16 protein-coding genes are annotated in these 20,605 nt (G+C 72.3%); 5 read left to right on the forward strand and 11 right to left on the reverse strand.

Annotated elements, in window-relative coordinates; translation table 11 throughout:
• Positions 1-218: 218 nt before the first annotated feature.
• The gene (locus IT347_02755) at positions 219-2,660 is read left to right on the forward strand and encodes a PQQ-binding-like beta-propeller repeat protein (GenBank protein MCC6348494.1); all 2,442 of its coding nucleotides are present in this window, start codon (positions 219-221) and stop codon (positions 2,658-2,660) included.
• A 137-nt stretch (positions 2,661-2,797) separates the two neighbouring features.
• On the opposite strand, the gene IT347_02760 is transcribed toward IT347_02755, so the two are convergent.
• Positions 2,798-3,301 (reverse strand): heme-binding domain-containing protein, encoded by a 504-nt coding sequence (locus IT347_02760; protein ID MCC6348495.1) that lies wholly within the window; start codon positions 3,299-3,301, stop codon positions 2,798-2,800.
• A 134-nt stretch (positions 3,302-3,435) separates the two neighbouring features.
• On the opposite strand from IT347_02760, the gene IT347_02765 reads away from it, so the two are divergent.
• Positions 3,436-4,011, forward strand: coding sequence for a response regulator transcription factor (locus IT347_02765; protein MCC6348496.1), 576 nt, complete (start codon positions 3,436-3,438; stop codon positions 4,009-4,011).
• A gap of 45 nt (positions 4,012-4,056) precedes the next feature.
• Here the strand turns inward: IT347_02765 and IT347_02770 are convergent, their stop codons facing one another.
• The 4 genes from IT347_02770 to IT347_02785 form a co-directional block, all read right to left on the reverse strand.
• Positions 4,057-5,301, reverse strand: coding sequence for a dicarboxylate/amino acid:cation symporter (locus tag IT347_02770; GenBank protein MCC6348497.1), 1,245 nt, complete (start codon positions 5,299-5,301; stop codon positions 4,057-4,059).
• Positions 5,302-5,330: 29 nt separating this feature from the next.
• A complete protein-coding gene (locus tag IT347_02775) occupies positions 5,331-6,539 on the reverse strand; it encodes an FAD-dependent oxidoreductase (GenBank protein MCC6348498.1) in 1,209 nt (402 codons plus the stop codon).
• Between the two features lie 88 nt (positions 6,540-6,627).
• Positions 6,628-8,037, reverse strand: coding sequence for an MATE family efflux transporter (locus IT347_02780; protein MCC6348499.1), 1,410 nt, complete (start codon positions 8,035-8,037; stop codon positions 6,628-6,630).
• Positions 8,034-8,768: a CPBP family intramembrane metalloprotease gene (locus tag IT347_02785; GenBank protein ID MCC6348500.1), complete on the reverse strand. Its 735-nt coding sequence runs from the start codon at positions 8,766-8,768 to the stop codon at positions 8,034-8,036. The genes IT347_02780 and IT347_02785 overlap by 4 nt, the downstream gene beginning before the upstream one ends.
• Before the next feature lie 340 nt (positions 8,769-9,108).
• Between IT347_02785 and IT347_02790 the strand changes: the two genes are divergently transcribed.
• Positions 9,109-10,350 carry a hypothetical protein gene (locus IT347_02790; protein ID MCC6348501.1) on the forward strand — a complete coding sequence of 414 codons (1,242 nt, stop codon included), beginning with the start codon at positions 9,109-9,111 and terminating at the stop codon, positions 10,348-10,350.
• Positions 10,351-10,431: 81 nt separating this feature from the next.
• On the opposite strand, the gene IT347_02795 is transcribed toward IT347_02790, so the two are convergent.
• Positions 10,432-11,130 carry a transcriptional regulator gene (locus IT347_02795; protein MCC6348502.1) on the reverse strand — a complete coding sequence of 233 codons (699 nt, stop codon included), beginning with the start codon at positions 11,128-11,130 and terminating at the stop codon, positions 10,432-10,434.
• 147 nt (positions 11,131-11,277) lie between these two features.
• Between IT347_02795 and IT347_02800 the strand changes: the two genes are divergently transcribed.
• Both IT347_02800 and IT347_02805 read left to right on the forward strand, forming a co-directional pair.
• A complete protein-coding gene (locus IT347_02800) occupies positions 11,278-11,847 on the forward strand; it encodes a DUF4142 domain-containing protein (protein ID MCC6348503.1) in 570 nt (189 codons plus the stop codon).
• Positions 11,848-11,927: 80 nt separating this feature from the next.
• Positions 11,928-12,242 (forward strand): cupredoxin family copper-binding protein, encoded by a 315-nt coding sequence (locus tag IT347_02805; GenBank protein ID MCC6348504.1) that lies wholly within the window; start codon positions 11,928-11,930, stop codon positions 12,240-12,242.
• Positions 12,243-12,279: 37 nt separating this feature from the next.
• Here the strand turns inward: IT347_02805 and IT347_02810 are convergent, their stop codons facing one another.
• The 5 genes from IT347_02810 to IT347_02830 form a co-directional block, all read right to left on the reverse strand.
• Positions 12,280-12,804 (reverse strand): DinB family protein, encoded by a 525-nt coding sequence (locus IT347_02810; protein ID MCC6348505.1) that lies wholly within the window; start codon positions 12,802-12,804, stop codon positions 12,280-12,282.
• A 66-nt stretch (positions 12,805-12,870) separates the two neighbouring features.
• On the reverse strand, positions 12,871-18,201 hold the full coding sequence (locus IT347_02815; GenBank protein MCC6348506.1) for a carboxypeptidase regulatory-like domain-containing protein: 5,331 nt from the start codon (positions 18,199-18,201) through the stop codon (positions 12,871-12,873).
• Positions 18,202-18,209: 8 nt separating this feature from the next.
• On the reverse strand, positions 18,210-18,914 hold the full coding sequence (locus IT347_02820; protein MCC6348507.1) for an AMMECR1 domain-containing protein: 705 nt from the start codon (positions 18,912-18,914) through the stop codon (positions 18,210-18,212).
• Positions 18,911-19,687 carry a VanW family protein gene (locus tag IT347_02825; protein ID MCC6348508.1) on the reverse strand — a complete coding sequence of 259 codons (777 nt, stop codon included), beginning with the start codon at positions 19,685-19,687 and terminating at the stop codon, positions 18,911-18,913. Before IT347_02825 ends, IT347_02820 begins: the two co-directional genes overlap by 4 nt.
• A 299-nt stretch (positions 19,688-19,986) precedes the next feature.
• Positions 19,987-20,604, reverse strand: a complete 618-nt coding sequence (locus tag IT347_02830; GenBank protein ID MCC6348509.1) for a DNA-3-methyladenine glycosylase I — start codon at positions 20,602-20,604, stop codon at positions 19,987-19,989.
• Position 20,605: the final 1 nt, after the last annotated feature.

The raw sequence follows: 20,605 nt of genomic DNA on the forward strand, positions 1-20,605 counted from the left end.
CGTACGGGCGCGCGGGATCCGCCCCCACCCAGCCGAGGGCGGCAGGACGGCCCGGACCCGGCGTACCGCCGGCCGCGGAAGAAGGGTGTCACCGGCGACGAAGTCCCATGACGGTTTTCCGGCGGTTCTTGCGCATATCTGGTCGTGACGTCGCCGTCCGATTTCCGCGCCGGCGCCGAGTCGCCGAACCGTTCGAACCCACCCTGCGGGAGAACATCTTGAGCCGACCCTTGCTTCGCACCGCGCCCGGCCGCCTGCTGCTCCGGCTGCTCCTACCGCTGTGGATCGCCCTGGGCGCCTCCCCGGCGTTCGCCCAACTGGTGGACCTCGACCTGTGGGTTCCCGATGGTGAGGTCAACGCCCTCGTCCGTTCCGGCGACACGCTCTACGCCGCAGGTCTGTTCAAGAACGTCGGGCCGTGGACGGGCGGGGCGCTGCGCTTCACGGCCGGGGCCAATGCGCCCCTCGCCAGCGCCGCCGTACGCGGCAGCGTGCACGCGATCATTCCCGATGGCTCGGGCGGATGGTTCATCGCCGGCTCGTTCGACTCGGTGGGCGGCCTGCGGCGCCAGAACCTGGCGCGGATCAACGCCGACGGCACGGTCGCCGCGTGGACCGCGAGCGCCAGCGACCGGGTGGAGTCCCTCGCGCTCGCGAACGGCGTTCTGTACGCGGGCGGCTTCTTCACCCAGGCCGGCGGTGCCCCGCGCAACCGGCTCGCGGCGTTCGACGCCGCGACGGGTGCGCTGACGAGCTGGAATCCCAACGCGAGCGCCACCGTCCATGCCGTGGTCGTCTCGGGCGGCATCGTCTACGCCGGCGGGTTGTTCTCGACCGTCGGCCTCCAGCCCCGTTCGTGCCTCGCAGCCATCGACACCACGGGGACCGGATCGGTGACCGCGTGGAATCCGGCCGTCGCCGACACCGTGACCCAGTTCCCCGAAGTCATGGAGCTGCGGCTCGACGGCGGCACGCTCTACGCCGGCGGTCGCTTCAACAAGCTCTTCGGCACGATCCGCAACGCGCTCGCCGCCGTGAACACCACGACCGGCGCCCTCACGGCGTGGAACCCCAACGTGGCCGGCGAGGTCGGCTGCATCGTGCCGAACGGGACCAACCTGTACGTCGGCGGCAACTTCTACATGGTCAACGGCAACGTCTCGCGCTATTCGCTGGCCGAACTGTCGGCCACGACCGGGATCGCCACGTCGTGGAATCCGAACCTGAGCGGCTCGGTCAGCGCGCTCGCCGTCGTCGCGGGCGTTCCGTACGTCGGCGGCGGATTCCAGACCATCGCCGGTCAGTCCCGGAACTTTCTCGCCGCGCTCGATCCGCTCACGGCGGCGCCGCTGTCGTGGAACCCGATGGCCAGCGCGAGCGTGGACGTCCTCGCGGCACAGGGGACCACGCTCTACGTCGGCGGCTACTTCTGGGCCATGAACGTGCTCCTGCGCAACAACCTCGCCGCGTTCGACCTCGGCACCGGAGTCGCCACCTCATGGAATCCGAACGCGGGCAGCGAGGTCAACACCATGCTCAAGGTCGGCGACAAGATCTACCTCGGCGGCCAGTTCACCAACGTCGGCGGCGTCTCGCGCAGCCGCCTTGCCGCGGTCCACGCCGTCACCGGCGCGGTGCTGCCGTGGAATCCCGCCGCCAGCAGCAGCGTCAACGCGCTCGCCGCCAACGACACCACGGTCTATCTCGGCGGTCAGTTCACCACCGTCGGGGGGCAGGCCCGCAACCGCCTCGCCGCCGTGGACACGGCGGGGGGCGCCGTGCGGACGTGGAACCCGAACTCCGGAGGCGTGGTCAACGCGCTCGCGCTCGGACACGGGCGCGTGTACGCCGCCGGCGCGTTCACCACGGTCGGAGGCCTGACGCGCAACCGCATCGTCGCGCTCCACCCGGATTCGGGAACCGTGCTGACGTGGAATCCCGGCGCCGACGGAACGGTCACCGGACTCACCGTGACGCCGAGCCGGGTCTACGCGGCGGGCCAGTTCTTCAACATCGGCGGTTTCAACCGTCCGCGCGTGGCGGTGATGGATCCGATCACCGGACAGGCGCTGGCGTGGCGCCCCAACCCGAGCGCGCCGTGCGACGAGGTCCTGCCCATCGGCTCGCGCGTCTACATCGGCGGCACGTTCACGATGATCAGCGGCGTGTCGCGCTCGAGATTCGCGGTCGTGGACTCCGCCACCGCCGTGGCGCTTCCGTGGACCGCGAACCTCGACTTCGGCCAGGTCAACGCGCTGGCGAGCGGCGGACAGATGATCTACGTCGGCGGCCTCTTCAACAGCCTCGCCGGCGTGGCGCGCACGCACCTGGCGGCGATCCAGGATCTTTCCATCACGACGGTGTCGGTGCCGTGGTCGCGAAACACCCGGCCCGGCGTTCGCCTGGCGAGCCCGACGCCCCACCCGCTGCGCGGCCACGGCACGCTCGCGTTCGACCTGCCCGCGCCGGGCCTGGTGACGCTCGAGCTGCACGACGTCCAGGGCCGGCGCGTTCGCACGCTGGTCGCGAACGAGTTGCGTGCCGCGGGGCGCCACCAGGTCGCGGTGAACTCAGCCGGGCTGCCCGCGGGCGTCTACCACGCCCGCCTTCGCACCGCCGACGGACAGGCCTCGACCCCGGTCGTCGTGATCGGGCGCTGAGCCGGGGCGACATGGGAGCCGGGAGGCGCCCGCGCCGGCCCGGTGAGCGAAGGCCTCGGTACGCGAGCCGCTCGCGGGTATTTCCAGCCCCGCGAACGGCTCCGTGGCCGGCCTTCGCTCACGTCCCTGCCGTGTCGCTACTCTCTGCCGCTCCTGCGTTCCTTCTCGAGCTTGTACTGCTTCTCGCGCTCGACGAAGACGGCGAAGGTCCTGTCGAGGCCGGCGACCAGCGCCTGCTTCTCGGCGGAGCTCAGACGCGCCTCCGGGTGTGCGAGGAGGTAGTCCGCGGGGGGCATTTCGCCCTTGGTGATGGTCTCCCCCGCCTCGCCGGCTGCGTCGGCCATGTCCTCGCTCGCCGGGTCGAACGCGGTCAGGTTGAGTTCCCCGCGGCCTTCGTCCACGTGCCGCTGGATGCGCCACGAGATCGGGGCGATGTTCGAGTACCACGGCCACTTCGTGCGATTGCTGTGGCAGTCGAAGCAGGCGCGTTCGGCAAGTTGTTTCGTGGCGGGCGAGTCGAACGCGACGAGCGCGCCGTCGGGCGGGTTCGCATGGTTGCGGCCGTAGGGCACGAGCTGGACCGCGGCGAACAGCAGGACGGGGACGATCACGACGAGAGCGAGCTTGCTGGAACGGGACATGGCGTTGCCTCCGGGTACAGGTTGGGACGTGAACCGCGGGACCGTCGCAGGCTAGGACCCCGAGGAGATCGCGCACATCGGGCAGATGCCGTATGGTGACCGCTCAAGTCGTTGCTACGGTGGACCCCCGGCAAATGACCGATCCCTTTTCGAACGAGCGCGCGGCCCGGACCCGGGCCATCGTCGCCTGGCTGCTGGTCGGCGCGGCGGTGTCGGGCACGATTGACCTCGTCACGGATTCGCCCGGGCTCTGGCGGGGCAGCCACGCGTACGTCGAGCTTTCGTTCATCGTGTTCGTGGCGGTCGCGGCGGTCCTGCTCCTGCGCGGCTGGCTCAGCACCGAGCGCTCGCTCGCCGGCGTCCGCGCGGCACTCGCCACCCGCAAGGCCGAGCGCGACCGCTGGCAGGCAGTCGCGCAGAACGCGCTGCGCGGCCTCGGCGAGGCGATGGACCGCCAGTTCGACGACTGGGCGCTGACGCCCGCCGAGAAGGAGACGGCGATGTTTCTGCTCAAGGGCTACAGCCACAAGGAGACGGCCGGCCTGACGAAGAGGAGCGAGCGCACGGTGCGCCAGCACGCGGTGAGCGTTTACCGCAAGTCGGGCCTTTCCGGCCGCGCCGAGCTGGCGGCTTTCTTCTTCGAGGACATGCTGCTGCCTTCGGGCGGCGGCGAAGCTCCCGGCGCCGGCCCCGCCTCACGCGAGTCGTAGCGAGGTCCTGCGGCGTCGTGCGCCGCGTCCGTCGCCACCGGGCCGCTAGTCGAGCGAGCGGGCGGCCGCGTCCGGCTCGCCGCGTGCGACGACGACCGCCGCGGCGAGGTCTCCGGTCACGTTGAGCGTGGTGCGGCACATGTCGAGGAAGCGATCCACGCCGAGGATCATGCCGATGCCCTCGGCGGGAATGCCGACCATGCCGAGGATCATGACCACGACCGGGATCGAGCCGGCGGGAACGCCCGCCGTGCCGATGCCGCCGAGCACGCAGATGAACACCACGCTCACCTGCTGCGCGAGCGTCAGCGGCACGCCGTAGAACTGCGCCAGGAACAGCACCGTCATGCCCTCGAAGAGCGCGGTGCCGTTCTGGTTCGCGGTCGAGCCGAGCGTCAGCACGAAGCGGCTCACGTGGCGCGGCAACCTCAGGTTCTCCTCGGCCACGAGCAGGGCCGTCGGCAGCGTGGCGTTGCTCGAAGCGGTCGAGAACGCGGTCACCATGGCGGGTCGTATGGCCAGGAAGAACTGCCGCGGGCTTCGCCCGCCGAGCCACGCCACCAGCGCCGGGTAGACGACGAACTGATGGACCGAAAGCGCGAGCACGACCGCGAACACGTAGGCGCCGAGCTGCCACAGCACCCCGAGCCCGAGCCGGGCGGTGAGCGTGAACATGAGGCAGGCGACGCCCAGCGGCGCGACCTCGAGCACCAGCCCGAGCAGCCGCATGACGACGTCGTAGAGCCCCTGCAGCGTGTCCTCGAACCTGCGCGCCGCGTCGCCGCGGGTCATCGCGAGGCCGATGCCGAGAAGCAGCGCGAAGACCATGACCGCGAGCATGTCGCCGTCGGCCATCGCCCGGATCGGGTTGTTCGGGAACAGCCCGACGAGGAAATCCACCCCGGTCGCGCCCGCGGCGGGCGCGGGCGGCGGCGCACCGCTCGCCAGCGCCGAGAGCCGCTCGCGCAGCCCGGGCGAAAGTCCCGCGCCCGGGCGTACGAGGTTGATGGTCGCGACCCCGATCAGCACCGCGATGAGCGAGACCACGACCGTGTAGGCGAAGGTCTTGAGCCCGATGCGGCCGAGGTTGCGCAGGTCGCCGAGCCCCGCGACGCCCAGCGCGAGCGCCGAAACGATGAGCGGTAGGACGAGCATGAACAGCAGCCGCAGGAAGATCCTGCCGCCCGGCTCGGAGACGAGCCTCACGAACCGCTCGAGGGCGACGCTGTCGTGCCAGAGCAGGTGCGCGCCCGCTCCGAGCAATAGCCCGGCCGCCAGGCCGATCAGCATGCGCGCCGACAGCCCGCGTCGCACGCCGTTCAGGCCTTCACCGGCAGGAGCGCGGCGCGCTCCGCCGCCGACATCGGTTTCGCGGCGCGGATCAGGTCGCGCGCCCACTCGAGCCGGTCGGGCACGTTGCACAGCAGCACGCCCCGCACGACGTCGTCCCGCAGGTAGAAGATCACGCCCTCGCGTCCCGGCTCGGGCCACACCTCATCGCTGTCGAGGCGCGAGCTGAGCTCGCCGACACCCTCGAAGCGCAGCGATCCGATCTGGAACCCCTTGAGCGGCAGGTGGTCGTAGGTCCGGTCCGCGCCCGCCATGTTCTCGCCGACGAGCCGGCCGTGCTGCCCGGCGTGGTCGGCGCCCTCGACCCGCATGAGCTGCCCGAGCGCGAGGTAGGGAAACTCGGCGACGTCCCCCGCCGCCCACGTGTGCGGCTTCGAAGCGCGACCGTGCTCGTCCACGACGATGCCGTCGTCGGTGTCGAGCCCGGCCGCGTCGGCGAGCTCCACCTGCGCTTCGCTGCCCTGGTCCACGACCACGAGCTGCGTCGTGAGGTCGTTGCCGCCGTACGTGCGCGCCTGCACGAACCCGTGCGCTTCGTGGATCCGGACCAGGGTCTCGCCCGAGACGATCTCGACCCCCATGTCGCGCAGCACTTCCACGAGCCCGGTGCCGAGCGAGCGCGGCAGCTGCCGGTAAAGCGGCCACTCCTCGGGGAACACGAGCGTGACCTGCAGTCCGCGCGCCCGCAGCGTCCCCGCGAGCTCGACCGCCACGAATCCCCCGCCCACCACGGTCGCGTGTTGCAGCTGCTCGATCCGGCGCTGCAGGTCGAGGAAGTCCTCGAGGTCCCGGTAGTAACGAACGCTGGGCGATTCGGCCGCGCCCTCGGCGTGCAGGCGTCTGGGCCGGCAGCCCGTCGCGAACAGCAGTTCGTCGAATCCGACGCTCTCGCCACGCTCGTCCCACAGCACCCGCGAGTCGGGGTCGAGCTCGACGACTTCGCGCCGCAGGCGGACCTCGACCTGCATCTCGTCGTAGTAGGAGTCGGGGTGCACCGCCAGCGCGCCGAGATCGAAGCCCGGCGTCCAGGCGTCCTTCGAGAGGGGCGAGCGCCGGTACGGCAGGTGATTCTCGCGCGAGAACAGCAGGATGCCGCCCTCGCGGTCGCGCGAGCGAATGCCCTCGATGGCCGATGCGGCGGCGAGTCCGCCGCCGACGATGACGTAGCGGTATTGCATGGGGTCCCTTCGGGTCGTGCGGAGGTGTCGGGCGGGGAGTCTAGACTGGCCGCTCCTCGTGCCGCCAGCGGGAGCGACTCGCGCTCCGTCAGACCGCCGCGCCGGGGTCCTCGGCCGTCGCCGTCGCGGCATGCCCGTGCAGCTCCGTCGCGAGGCCGCGCTTCCAGGTGCCACGCGCGGCCCACATCAGAATGGCCCCGGTGCGCACGACGCAGGTGAGGGTGATGAGCCAGGCGATGGACTGCAGCCCGCCGCCGGTCCAGCGCGGCACGAGCATCGCGAGCGGAATGCGGGCGAGCGAGACGATCGTGTAGATCCACGAAACGGCGAGCGTGTGGCCCGAACCCATCACCGCCTCGGCCGTGACGATCTCGAGCCCTGTCGCGACCAGCGTGAGCGCGATGACGCGCATGTAGGGCGTACCGAGCGCGAGCACCTGCGGATCCCGCGTGAACATCGCGAGGAACAGGCGCGGCCAGATCAGGTAGAGCGCGGTCAGCGCGAGCGAAAAGAGCAGCGCCCAGCGCTGACCGGTGCGAATCGTCTCCTCGGCGCGCGCCGACGCTCCGGCGCCGAGCGACTGGCCGACCATCGTCGCAGCGGCGAAACCGATCGCCGCCGAGACGACGAACTGGATCGCCTCGACACGGTTGACGATGCCGACGACCGCGACCGCCGCCGGGCCCCACTGGGAGGCCGCGCGGGTGAACGCGATGTAGACGAGCGAGAAGAGCAGGCCGATGCTCGCCGCGGGCAGCCCCACCTTCGCCATGCCGAGCACGCGCAGCGGCGGGCCCTCCGCCGAGCGCGCGAGCGGCAGCGACGGGTGCCTTCGCAGCGCGAACGTCGCGTAGCAGCCGAGCATGACGGCCTGCGCCGCCACCGTGGCGGTCGCGGCGCCGGCCACGCCCATGCGCGGGAACGGTCCCAGCCCGTAGATGAGGACCGGCGCCAGCAGCGCGTTGAGCGTCACCGCGAACAGGTCCACGAGGAAGGGCGTGCGAGTGTCGCCGCAGGCGCGCAGCACGCTCTCGCACGACAACGACATCATGATGAGCGGCGTGCCGAGCAGCACGATGCGCAGGTAGGACGCGCCGGCCTCGACCACGCCCGGGTCGGTCGTGACGAGCGAGTAGATCGGCCGCGCGAAGAAGAGCCCCGCGACCACGCCCGCGAGGCCCATGGCCGCCGAGGCGCGCAGCCCCTTCCAGGCCGCGAGGCCGGCGCGCCGGCGCTCCCCCGCACCGACCAGCTGGCTCACGTACGCGCCGATGCCGAAGCCGAAGACGTCGTACAGCGAGAGCACCGCCCACATCACGAACACCGAGGTCGTGATGGCGGCCGTCGCGTCCACGCCGAGTCCCCGCACCCACAGCGCGTCCACCCACTGGAACGCGAGTCGCAGGACCTGCGAGGCGAGGATGGGCAGCGCGAGCCGGAACAGCGCCCGCGGCACCGGCAGGCGCAGTGAGTCGGGCCCCGCGTCCGGACCGCTCAAGCCGGCCGGACCTCGCGCGAGCGCTGCAGCCCGGCGATGCGGACCGCGAAGTCGCCGGAGTTCAGATCGAGCAGGGCGTGCACGAGCATCGCGGGCCAGATCGCGCCCGAGATCCACATCACTCCGGTCAGGAACACGCCGACCGCGAAGGTCTGCAGCACGCCGCGGGCGCCCTGGTAGGCATGCGCGATCCCGAAGAGCGCCGCCTGCGCGAGCGCCGCCTGCCACCAGGCCGGCAGGAACTGCGCGAAGAGCCACAGCAGGAAGCCGCGGAAGAGCAGTTCCTCGCAGACGCCGGCGGTGAGGCAGAGAGCGACGAAACCCGGCCACTCGGCGCGCGAGGCCGGCATCAATCGTTTCACGGGCGCGAGCCGTTCCGAGAGGCGCGCGGCCACTTCCGGCGACGAGGCGAGGCCGCGGCGCTGCGCGCCGAACAGGACGGCCATGACGGCCACGCCGAGCAGCACTCCCGCCGCGCCCCAGCCCAGCGCCGGCGAGAGCGACAGCGAGTCGAGCGGGCGGCGCGTCACCAGCCACTGCAGGATCACCGCCGCCGAGAGCAGCCACTGGGTCGTGATCGCGCGCAGCCAGAGTCGCGGGCGCAGGCGTGCGGCCTCGTCTTCGCTCGCCGCGCGCAGGCGCCGCATGGCCAGCCAGGCGCGCAGCGGCAGCCCGAGGGCGAGGAGGACGAGCAGCAGCCAGTCGATCGGGTTCGGCGCGTGGGTGGTCACGTGGGGTGCGGCCTCGTGCGGGTTCGGCGGTGATCGGTCGGGGCCTTGGGCCGAGTCTGCGTCGGGTTCACGTTCGCCTCCGGGCGGTCACGCTCCCCGGTTCGCGTCCGACGTGCAGTCCATTCGCAGGGCCGCGGGTCGCGCGCAGACTAGCGCGAAGGCGTCCAGACTCGCCACGGCGGCGAACGCCCGCGCCGCAGCCACGCGCCGCTTCGCCCGGCGCGAGCACGCCCGCGCGCCGCTCGACACCGGCGTCGCGCGCGCTGCCGGGCGGGCGGCGGAACCTGCGGTATGCTGCAGCGCACTCACCGAACCGTGACCCGCGAACCCCGAGGCCCCCATGCGTAGCTCCACCCTACTCCTGCCGCTGCTCGCGGTCGCCACGCTCGCCGCCGCGTCGATCGCGGGCGCCCAGGCGCTCCGGCTCGGCGAGTCTCGTCCGCTCGAGACCTCACTCGGCGATCCCGCCATCCCGGCGGCACGCGACGTCTGGGTCGAGATGATCCGCGGCGCGAAACGCACGCTCGACCTCGAGCACTTCTACCTCTCCCATCGTCCGGGCGAGGCGTTGCAGCCGGTGCTCGACGAGATCGGCCGCGCGGCCGCGCGCGGCGTCCGGGTGCGGTTGCTGCTCGACGCCTCGATGTATCGCACCTACCCGATGCCGGCGGACTCGCTCGCCAGGCTCGCGAACGTGCAGTTCCGCCGCGTGGACTACCGCCGGCTCGCGGGGGGAGTCCAGCACGCCAAGTTCATGATCGTGGACGGCGGCGACCTTTGGCTCGGCAGCCAGAACCTCGACTGGCGCGCGCTCTCGCAGATCCACGAGCTGGGGGTGCGGGCCACAGATCCGGTGCTCGCGGCCGCGGCAGGCGCGGTCTTCGAGAGTGACTGGGGCGCCGCCGACACGACCGTCGCCTTCCACCCCGCCGCGTACGCCGGCCCGGCGTGGCCGCGGCGGGTCGTTCAGGCTCCGGGCGACACCGCGGAAGTGTGGTTCGGCGCGAGCCCGCGCGCCACCACCCCGGCCGGCATTCCGTGGGACCGCGACCTCATCGCGCAGCGCATCGCCGCCGCGCGGCGCGAGGTGGACGTTCAGGTCATGCAGTACGGCGTCGGCTCGCGCGGCCGCGTGGACTCGACGCTGCACCACGCCCTGCTCGCCGCCGCCGCGCGGGGCGTCAGGGTCCGGCTCATCGCCGCCGACTGGACGCTCGGCGGGGGCAACGAGGGCGCGCTTCGCGATCTCGCGGCGCACGCCAACGTCGAGGTGAAGATCTCGCGCGTTCCCGAGTGGAGCGGCGGCTACATCCCGTTCGCGCGCGTCGAGCACTGCAAGTACATGAGCGTGGACGGCGAGTGGCTGTGGGTCGGCACCAGCAATTGGGAGCCGAGCTACTTCCTGACGACGCGCAATGTGGGACTGACGATCCGCAACGCGAAGCTGGCGGCGCAGGGCCTCGAGATCTTCGAGGCGAGCTGGAACGCGCCGACCGCGGCCGTGTGGAAGCCGGACACGAAGCTGCCGCAGCGCGCGCACGGCATGGAGGCTCCCGCGGGCATGAAGGTGTACGGGGAATAGAGCCGGGGCTTCCCGCCGCCGCGCCCCGGCGTCGGGACCGCCGCGGACCCGGCGGTCGCCCGTCGTGGACGCGTTGCGCGGTCAACCCTTCGCGGAACGCTCCCGCAGCGCGACGCAACAGCATCCCTCGCGCGGGGCGAGCCTCGCCTCCACACCGGGCAGGCCGAGTCCCGAGAGCAGCCCTTCGATCAGGGCCAGGTTCATGCCGCAGATGAGCTCACGACGGTCCGCGCTGAGCGAATCGAACGGGCAATTGCCGAGAACGACCTCGCCATCGGGCGTCGTGCGCGGCTCGAATCCGCAGACACGCAGGACGCGGCTCGCGCGGGTCAGCGCGGGCCCGGGCTTTCCGCCCTCGGAGCTGTCCGCGGCGAGCCTGGCGCCCCACTCCCGTGCCGCGCGCACGAGCGACTCCCGCCGATCATCGGCCGGAGATGCCGCCAGCGCCTGCGCGAGGATGTGCGCGGCGAGCTCGTAGCGCCGCTGCGGCACGCTGAGGTCGAACTGGCCCTCGGCGCGGCGGTAGAGCTTCGACGGCCGGCCGGCGCCGGGTCCCGCGCGACCGGACAGCCTCCGAAACGAAGCGCGCAGCAGGTCCGCTTCGACCAGCTTGTCGAGGTGAAACGCCACCAGACCACGCGAGGCCCCGATGGCGCGTGCCGCCTCGTCCCTCCCGACCTCCCGGCCGAGCCGGACGACATACAGGTAGAGCCGGCGGCGGACCGGCTCGTCGAGGGCCGCCAGACTCTGGAGTTGTTTGGCGAAGTGCTTGGTATCCATGGATTCCGACCCGTTCGAGGAATCGGTGCAGTGGCCCGGGAAAACTACCCGAATCGCGGCTCATCTCTAAACATCCGATACATTGGTTTTAGACGCGATCCCAACTCAACCCAGGAGGGTGCCATGGTGGAAAGAAATGAAGGCCGAATGAGCTTCAGCGGTGCGCGACGGGTGCTGGTGACGCTCGCGCTGGGTGCGGCAATGAGCATCGCGCCGTCGGCACGCGCTGAGAGTCCTGCGTCTTCGGCAGCGAACACCGCCAAACTCAGCGATGCCAACATCGCGGCGATCGTGCTGGCTGCCAACACCATCGACGTCAAGAACGGGGAACTGGCGATCGCCCGGACGCGGAACAAGTCCGTGAAGGAGTTCGCCCAGTTGATGGTGACCGATCACACTTCGGTCAACGCCAAGGCGACCGCCCTGGCCACCCGGTTGAAGCTCGTCCCGCAGCCGAATCAGGCCAGCCGTTCCCTGATCGCGAGCACGGACTCGACCCGCAACGCGATGCGCAAGCTCTCCCGATCGGCGTTCGACCGCGCGTACGTGAACAACGAAGTGGCCTACCATCAGGCCGTTCTCGACATGCTGGACAAGACGATCGTGCCCGCCGTCGAGAACCAGGAACTCAAGGATCTGCTCGTCGCCGTCCGCCCGGCGTTCGTCGCCCATCTCGAGCACGCCAAGATGATCCAGGCGTCGCTGTCGTCGAAGTGAAGCGCGCGGCGAACTCGAGCCGCGCCGCAGGTCATGGAAGTCCGGCCCGCCGGCGAGCGAGACTCGCCGGCGGAACCGCCATGGCCCTCGGCGCCGCGATCGTCCTGGCTGCGGGCTGCGGTCCTTCGCCCCACCGCGCTCCGGTTTCGTATCGCGTGGACATCAGGGCCATGAAGTACGAACCCGCGGTCGTGCGTGCCGCCCGGGGCGACACCGTGCGATGGACCAACGGGGACCTCGTTCCGCACACGGTCACCTCGTCCACCCGGGCGTTCGATTCCGGGAGTCTCGCGCCCGATTCCTCGTGGACGCTGGTGATCGGTCAGGACGGCGCCCTGAGCTACTCGTGCCAGTTCCATCCGGCGATGCGGGGCAGCCTCGTGGTCGCCCCCTGAGAGGGGCGACCCGGCAAGGCCCCGGTCGTCTCCGCGGTCAGCCCGTCAGCCCGTATCGCTCGCGCAGCAGCTTCACGTGGTGCGCTTCGTGGCCCGCGATGATCGCCGCGAGTCCCCGGACGCTGACGAGAGCGTCGTTGGCGCGGCCACGGCGCGCGAGCGCCGCTTCGTCGAGGCTGCGCACGAGCGCCAGCGTGGCCGCTCGGACGGCGGCCAGTTCCGCGGCCAGGTCGGCGAGCGCGCGGCGGTCGAAGGTCGTGAACGGCATCCACGCGTTCTCGTCGAAGCCGGGCAGGCTCGTCTGGTCTCCGCGCGCGAAGCTCAGGATGCGATAGGCGAACACGCGTTCGCAGTCGGCGAGGTGGCCGATCACCTCCTTCACGCTCCACTTCCCTTCGCCGTAGCGGAATCCGCCCTTCGTCTCGGGCGTGGACGCGAGCAGCGCGGCCGTCGTACGCGCCTGCGACTCCAGCGCGGCGAGCACGTCGGGGCCGACGAGCGCGACGTACCTGCCGTAGTAGGGCGCGTACTCGTCCGCGGCGGGCAGTGCGATGGGGTTCATGCGGGTGTCTCTCCTCGCGTCGGTCGGTGAGTGCCGGGCCGCGCGGCCGCGGCGCATCGGCGTGGATCAGGGCATCGGCGCGACCCGCAGCCGGTCTTCGGAGCCGCGCACGAGCAGGTCGGGATCGTACATGGCCCCGGCCGAAGTCGGCAGCGCGGTGAAGGCGCCTTCGATCTCGGGCCGGAGCAGGTACTCGATCACCGTGTCGCCCGGCTCGAGCGAGCCGACGAAGAACACCGCGCGGTCGTCCCGGGCTTCCGCCCAGGTGCCGTACGGCCGGTCGGCGCCGGCGGGCAGGACGTCGTCGATTTCGAAGCCGGCCGGCTTGGGATCCTCGACGATCAGCCACGAGAGTCGCTTCGGGGCCGAGAGCGTCAGGCGCACCAGGACCGCGTCGCCGACACGCAGCGGCTCCGCCGTGTCGAACGGCGCGACGAGCCAGCGCGGGCGGCCGCGGCGGTCGGCGGTGCGGGTCGCACGCAGGAACTCGCGCCGGACCGCGAGGCGCGGGTCCTTCGCGGCCGGGCCCGGGCTCGGCACGTTCGCGAGAGCGCTCCACGCCCAGTGCAGGGCGCCTTCGCCCGTGCGCGTGACGACCAGGGTGTTCGGGCCGGGCTCGAGCCTGCCGCCCGGAATACGGACGGTGACGCCGGCACCGAAGCCGCGACCGCCATCGAAAGGCCCGTCGTGCACGACCTCGCCGTTCCAGCTCGCGCGCGCGGCCGCGGCGCTGGCGACCTCGCCGGGGCGCGCGACGAGGTAGTCGGCCAGCGCGATTGCCGCGACGCCGCTCACCCGCGTGCTCTTCCAACCGCGGCCGGTGCGGCGGGCCGCCAGCCAGCGCACGAGTTCGGGCGCTCGCGCGTCGTCCGGGCCGATCGCCGACAGGGCCGAGAGCGCGTAGCCGGTGTTCTCCACCGGGTCGCCGAACCAGGCGTCGGGATCGTCGGGCGGCAGAGAAAGCCCGTTGCCGTCCGGGGAGGCGCGCTGCATCAGGCTCGCGAGCAGCGTCCTCGCCTCGCCGGCCATGCCGAGCCGGGAGCACGCGAGCGCCGCGCAGCCGAGGCCGGCGGTGCCGAGTCGGTCCCGCTGCTCGTATGTCGAGCGCGCCAGCGTCACGACCAGCTCCCGCTGATCCTTCCAGTCCGACGCCTCGGGCAGCAGCAGCATCGTCGAGAGGTGCATCGCCACGTACGCCTCGCCGTCCACCTCGCGGACGTCGGCCAGCACTCGGCCGAGCGCCCAGAAGGTCTGCTGGATCTCGGCCAGGCAGCGGTCGCGGCGCACGCCGGCGAGCGCCGAGCGCGCGAAGGCGTCGAGCGCCAGCGCGGTCAGGTAGGCGTCGCTGTCGTCACCGCGCCACCAGCCCCACGCGCCGTCCTCATGGCGCAGCGAGGCGAGGTGGTCGAGGAACGGCGTCAGCCGCCTGCCGGGATCGTCCCAGCCCGGCGCGGCCACGCCCGCCTTCTTCGCGGCCGCGAGCAGGGCCGTCGCCGGCAGGATCGCGTTCGCGGTCTGCTCGGTGCAGCCGTACGGATACGCGACTAGGTACTCGGCCGCCGCCAGCGCCATCGCCGCCGGTGAAGGCGAAAGTTCGAGCGTGAGCGAACTGCCGCTCTTCACGAGGTTGGCCGGCATCGTCACGGTCACCGACTGCGACGCGCCCTTCACCGCCCCTGCTCCGTGCGGGTGCAGCGCCACGGCGCGGGGTGCGACCGGCACCGTCAGCTCGATCGCATCGGCGTCGGTCTTCGCCTTGACCCGGAACAGGAACTTCGCGCTCGCGTCGCCGCCGTCGCGCGGACTGTCGGCCGCGACGGTGACGCTCCAGCGGCCGCGGGACTCGCCGCCGCGGGCCATGCTCGTCGTCGCGCTTCCCGGTCCGACCAGCTTCGCCGCTCCCGAAACCTCGAGCCGCTCGCTTACGCCGGTCTGCGGCGTGCGGCCGCGGTTGGCGACCACCGAGACCAGCGTCGCCTCGTCGCCCGCGGTGAACGCGCGCGGCACCGAGAGGCGAGCGACGACGTCCTTGCTGACGAGCGTCTTCGCGATCGCGGCACCGACGAGCGTCGCGTCGGTGGCGCCGCGCGCGGTCGCACGCCAGGTGGTGAGGTTGTCGGGCCAGTTCAGCGTCACGCTCGCGCGGCCGTCGGCGCCGGTGCGCACCACGGGCGCCCACAGCGCGACGTCGCGAAAGTCGCGGCGGACTTCGCCATGGTCGCCCTTGTCGGCGCCGCCGTAATAGAGCGTCGGGAAGCTCACGACGGTCGTGACCCAATTGGGCCGGCGGCCGTAGAAGACGTCGTGCGGGTTCGGCGTCCGGTCGGCGCGCAGCGAGTAGAGCGCCTCGTCCACGACGCCCACGGCGACCTCGGCAGGCACCGGCCGGCCGGATCCGTCCTTCGTCTCGATGCCGATGGTCGCCGCCTCGCGCGGGCGGTACTGCGCGCGGTCGGGCGTCAGCGTGATCGCGAGGTCGTGCCGCGCGGCGTTGACGCTCAGTTCTACGACGCGCGAGTGCACTTCGCGGCCCCGCCGCACGTGCAGGGCGACGAACACGTTGGGCGCGTACTCCGCGCGCAGCGGCACGCGCACGAGGCCGCTGTTGCCGAACAGATGCTGGACGCGCAGCTCGTGGATCTCGCGGCCCTCGACGCTGACCAGCACGGCGGCGTCCTTGACGTCGGTGTTGACGAGCAGCCGGGCCGTGTCGCCCGGCGCGTAGCTCGAGCGGTCCGCGAGCACCTCGAGCGCGGGGTAGCGGTACGGATACGACCAGACCTTGTCGTCGAACCACCAGAAGGTCGCCTCGTCGCCGAGCGTGTTTCCGCGCTCGTCGCGCGCCCTGGCGCGCACGGTGAAGTAGCCCGACCGGGCCCGGCCGGGAGCGAGGGTGACACGGGCCGTGCCCTCGACCGAGCTGGTCGTGGCTTCGACGCTGGCGATCGGGCGGCTCGAGCGCGTGTAGCGGCGTTCGAGCGGGTTCCACGCGTCCTGGTCGAGCTCGACCGTCACGGCCGCCGAGACCGGATGGCCGAGCAGATCCTTCGTGCTCACGTCCACCTGCGCGGGCCGGCCGGCGAGGAACAGCCCCGAGACGGGCACGACGCTCAACGTGAACAGTCCACGGCCGACGAGAGCCGTGCCGCGCGAGCTGACGACGCGCTGCGAGCCGTCCACGACCTCGACCTCGAGCGACAGCCGCCGGTCGTACGAGACCCGTTGCGGCGTGAAGGGCAGCGCGACGCGGCCGTCCACGTCGGTTCGCGCCTCGCCGGACTCGAGCATGCGGCCGAAGCCCCCGGTTTCCCCGCCTTCTCCCCAGTCGCTCCCGCCCCGCAGGCGCGTCTCGAAGAGCGTCCAGCGCACCGTCGCGCCGACGACCGGAGCGCCGAAGAAATAGCTGGCCGTGATGGCGAAGCGCACTTCGTCGCCGTTCACGTACACCGGACGGTCGGGCGTCACGTCCACGCCGAACTCGGGTTTGCGGTACTGCTGGATCGCGACGATCGCGGACCCGCTCGCGCGCCCGGCGGTGGCCGAGAGCGACCAGTCCCCGAGCGGCGCGTCGGCCGGAATCACGACGCTGCCGTCGGCGGAGCCGGAGGCCGACAGGGACGCCCCGCTCACGTCGAGGCTGGAACCCTCCGGCCCCGAAAGCTTCAGCGTGACCGGATCGCCCGCGGCGGGCAGCGACCAGGCGTCACCGCTCGCCTGCCGCGTGAACAGCTTCCAGTACACGGTCTGCCCGGGGCGGTAGATGGGCCGCTCGGTGAACAGGAACAGCCGGTCGCCGCCGCCCTGGGCCTCGCCCGAGAGCGGGGATTCGAGGATCGCGACGCCGTGCTTCTCGCTCACCGCGAGCCAGCGCGTGCGGCCGGCGCGGTCGGTCGGCAGGCTCACGAGACCGTCTGCGTCGGTCAGCGCGCGCCCGGCGCGTGCCTGGGCCAGCACGCTCGTCCACTTCTGGCCGTCGGCGAGCGAGCCGTCGTCGAGCCCGACGGGCGCGACACGGAAGAGCGCCACGTCCGCGAGCGGAAGGCCGGTCCTGAGCGAGCCGGCCCACAGCGTGGTGCGCGAAGCCGAGCGCTTGGCGAGCAGGCTCAGGTCGCTGACGAAGAACACGATCCGGCGCGAGAGCCTTCCGGTGCGGGCCTCGAGCACGTAGACCCCGGCCGGCTGCTCTCGGGGCAGTGGCATCTCCTGTTCCCGCCACGCAAACGGCGGACCGTCCGGCAGGTCGTGCTCCCACGCCTCGATCCGTACGAGGCCCGTCGTGTCGGCGCCCTGCACGTAGGTCGCGCGGAAGTCGCGGGTGGAATCGAGCAGCCGCGCCTCCGGCAGGCGCCACAGCGTGAACGCGACGCGCGAGGCGCGAAACGCGCGCACGGCGAGCTGCTGCTTCTCGTCGGGCGCGAACACCTCGCGCTGCAACACCAGCGAGAGCGCCGGCGCTTTCGGGGTCGCGACCAGGTCCGGAAGCGTGCGCGCTTCGCCCTCCCGCAGGCCCGTGACCTCGCGGCCCGTGCCGGATTCGAAGCCTTCGTGCGCGACCTCGACGCGGTAACGGCCGGGCGCCAGCTCGCCGAGCACGTAGGCGCCCTCGGCGTCGGTCGTGGTGGTGGCCTCGCCCGCGCCGCGCGCGATCACGCTGACGCCCGCGACGCCGGTGCCGTCGGCGAGACGAACCGCGCCGGCGATGCTGGCGGGCCGGGCCAGCACGATCGCCACCGGCGTCGTCTCGCCGCGGCGCACGGGGACGCGATGCGATTCGGTCGCGCGCAGGCCTCCGGCGTCCGCGGCGATCGTCCAGTAGCCGGCCGCGAGGCCGTCGAACGCGACCGTGCCGTCCTTTGCGGTCCAGCGCGGATCGGGATCGCGGCGCGAGGCCTCGTACCACGCCGGGGCGCGCTCGCTGCGAATCGTGACCCGCGCCGAGCCGATGGGCGTGCGGCCGTCGGCGCCCGTGACCTTGACCGCCAGCCGGCCGGCCCGGTCCAGCGGAGCGACCACGCGAACTTCCCTCTGCGTGACCGGGAAGCGCCAGCCGTCCAGCGCCCAGTCCGTATAGCCGTCGGCGCCGACGGTGAACAGGTACCAGCGGTTCGTCTGGACGTCGTCGAACGCGAACTCGCCCCGCGAATCCGAGGTCGTGCGGTAGTAGCCGGGCCCGCCTCCCGAGTTCTGCAGCTCGACGTCGGCGCCCGCGATGGGCTTCTGCGTCTCGGCGTCCACGACCTGCCCGGTCACCCGCGTGCCCGCGGAAAAAGCCGGCGGCGCGAGCAGCGCGAGCAGGACGAACGAAGCGGCGAGCGTCGCGGCGAGAGCGCCCGCGGCGCGCCACGAGCCCGGAAGCGACCGGCGAAACGGCGTGCGGAAGGTCATGGGGTGCGGCATGGCGGTCCTCACGGGTTCGATGGGATCGGGCGGCGGGCCCGGGTGGTCGCGGGCCCCTGAAGCGTGACGACGTCGAACTTCGAACAGCGCGCCTCGGCGACCGGCCCGGCGAGCACGCCGATGCGCCGCGCTTCGCGGAGCGCCCACGCCACCGTGCGCGCCTCGCCGGGCAGGAACGCCACCGTGCCCTTCCCCGTTTCGATCTTGAGTCCCTCGCGCATCGGGTCCACGGACATGGGGTCCGCGACCGGCGTGGGATCGCCCGCGAAGGCCACGATCAGCCGCAAGGTGTCCAGTTCCTCGGCCCGCACGGGAGGGCGGCGGCGGTCGTTCGTCGCGAGCTGACCGCCCAGCCACCGCAGCGAGGCGGAGAGCGAACCGCCCGGAGGCACGTCGGAGCCCACGCAGGCGCGCGTCGCGCGCCCGCGCACCAGCGTCACGTAGAGCGGCCGGGGCGATCCGGGCCACTCGGGCGGCGCCGGGGGAACACTCGCAGCGCTCGCTTCCCCGGAGTCCGCTTCGGCGACCGGCGCACGTCCCGCCCCGTCTTCGGGCCCGCACACCGCTTCCCTGAGACCTTCGCGCACCTGGTCGAGCAAGGCGGCGCTCGCGACGCCGTCGTGCGAGAGCGCGCGGTAGGGATCGAGTTCGGGAGCCAGCGCGCCGGAGGCGGCCGCCAGCAGCGACGCCCCGAGGAGCAGCGCGTGCCTCACGGCCGCACCTGCGCTCCACGCGTCGGCGGATAGACGTCGCGGTGCACGAACTCGCGCGACTGCTCGCCATCCCGTCCCGTCCGCACGCGGTAGAGCTCGATCTCGCGGCCGGGCCGCGCGCCCTCGACGCCCGGATCGGCGGGCAGGTCACGCTCCTCGGTCGCGAGTTCGAAGGTGTTCGCCGCGGGCTGCTCGCCCTCGAACCGGGCACTCAGGGTCGCGCCGCGCACGAAGATCCGCAGGCGCACACGCTGGCCCGTGTCGTTCCGCAGCCTCAGATCCTTCGATCGCCACGCGATGGTCGCGTCCTCGCCGGGCGCGATGTAGTCCACCGGCGAGGAGTGCCGCCAGCGTTCGACGCTCGTGAGACCCGACAGCAGGCCGGCCACGAACATCGTCGAGGCGGTCTGGCAGACGCCGCCACCCACCTGCACCTGGCGCGTCTCGTGGAGGATGACGGGCGCGTCCTGGTAGCCGCGAGCGAGCGAGCGCGGCCCGACGAGCGCGTCGAACGACAGCACCTGCCCCGGCTCGAGCACCGCGCCGTCGAGCGCTTCGGCCGAAAGCCGGACGTTCGCGGTGCGCTCGGGCCGGCTCCCCGCCAGCGTCGTCGTGAAGCTGCCGAGCACGACGGGAAACGGCTCCTCCGCGGCTGCCCCGGCTTCCCTCTCCGCACGCACGAGCGTATCGGCGTCCATCTGCCCGAGCGCCGGCGCCACCGCGCACGACGAAAGCGCGACGACAGCAACGGTCATCCATGGCCAGCAGCGCATGCGCCGGAGATTAGCAGAGCAGGCCCACGCGCCGCCTCGACCGACTCGCGTATCGAGCCACCACCGCCTGCCGCCCCCCCGGCCGTTCACACGCAGCCCGGCCGAGGGCGCCCGACCTGCGCGTGGAACGGCGGAGTCGCGAGGGGCGCGAGAGCCAGGGATCGGCGAAGCGCCCCGAGCGCCTAGCGAACCGAGGGCAGGATGCCCGAGGTGAGCGTCCGCCGTTCCACGCGCAGGTCGGGCGCCCTCGGCCGGGCGGAAGCAGGCAGTCCTGGCGTGGCGCCGCCGCCCGGCGGGCGTCAGCCGCGCCGCAGGCGTGCTCGTCCCAGCCTGGCGCAGGGTTCGTGGCGAAAGCAGCTCACGAGGTGGTCGTTGACCATGCCCACCGCCTGCATGAACGCGTACACGATCGTCGAGCCCACGAACTTGAAGCCGCGCGCCTTCAGCTCCTTCGACATCGCATCCGAGACCGCCGTGCGCGCCGGAATCTGCCGCGTCGTCGTGAAGCGGTTCTGGACCGGGGTGCCGTCCACGAAACGCCACAGCCACGGCCCGAACTCGCCTTCGCGCTCGACCAGCGCGAGGTAGGCCTTCGCGTTGCCGATGAACGCCGCGACCTTCTGGCGATTGCGGACGATGCCCGGGTCGGAGAGCAGCGCCGCGGTCCTGCGCGATCCGTAGCGGGCGATCTTCTCCGGATCGAAGCCGTCGAAGGCGCGCCGGTAGTTCTCGCGCTTGTTCAGGATCGTCTCCCACGAAAGCCCCGCCTGCGCGCCGTCGAGCAGCAGCTTCTCGAACAGCGCCCTTCCGTCGCGCTCGGGCACGCCCCACTCCGTGTCGTGGTAGCGCACGTACAGCAGGTTCGAAGGCTTCGGCCAGGCGCAGCGGACGGGCGGTTCGCTTCCGCGGGCGGGCATC

It is taken from the genome of Candidatus Eisenbacteria bacterium (assembly GCA_020847735.1).
Classification (GTDB): domain Bacteria; phylum Eisenbacteria; class RBG-16-71-46; order RBG-16-71-46; family RBG-16-71-46; genus CAIXRL01.

Coding starts and splice junctions, on each gene's coding strand:
- IT347_02760 (MCC6348495.1), bottom strand. CDS start 3,301: ATGTCCCGTTCCAGCAAGCTCGCTCTCGTCGTGATCGTCCCCGTCCTG.
- IT347_02790 (MCC6348501.1), top strand. CDS start 9,109: ATGCGTAGCTCCACCCTACTCCTGCCGCTGCTCGCGGTCGCCACGCTC.
- IT347_02775 (MCC6348498.1), bottom strand. CDS start 6,539: ATGCAATACCGCTACGTCATCGTCGGCGGCGGACTCGCCGCCGCATCG.
- IT347_02830 (MCC6348509.1), bottom strand. CDS start 20,604: ATGCCCGCCCGCGGAAGCGAACCGCCCGTCCGCTGCGCCTGGCCGAAG.
- IT347_02805 (MCC6348504.1), top strand. CDS start 11,928: ATGGCCCTCGGCGCCGCGATCGTCCTGGCTGCGGGCTGCGGTCCTTCG.
- IT347_02815 (MCC6348506.1), bottom strand. CDS start 18,201: ATGCCGCACCCCATGACCTTCCGCACGCCGTTTCGCCGGTCGCTTCCG.
- IT347_02795 (MCC6348502.1), bottom strand. CDS start 11,130: ATGGATACCAAGCACTTCGCCAAACAACTCCAGAGTCTGGCGGCCCTC.
- IT347_02765 (MCC6348496.1), top strand. CDS start 3,436: ATGACCGATCCCTTTTCGAACGAGCGCGCGGCCCGGACCCGGGCCATC.
- IT347_02800 (MCC6348503.1), top strand. CDS start 11,278: ATGAGCTTCAGCGGTGCGCGACGGGTGCTGGTGACGCTCGCGCTGGGT.
- IT347_02810 (MCC6348505.1), bottom strand. CDS start 12,804: ATGAACCCCATCGCACTGCCCGCCGCGGACGAGTACGCGCCCTACTAC.
- IT347_02770 (MCC6348497.1), bottom strand. CDS start 5,301: ATGCTGATCGGCCTGGCGGCCGGGCTATTGCTCGGAGCGGGCGCGCAC.
- IT347_02825 (MCC6348508.1), bottom strand. CDS start 19,687: ATGCGCTGCTGGCCATGGATGACCGTTGCTGTCGTCGCGCTTTCGTCG.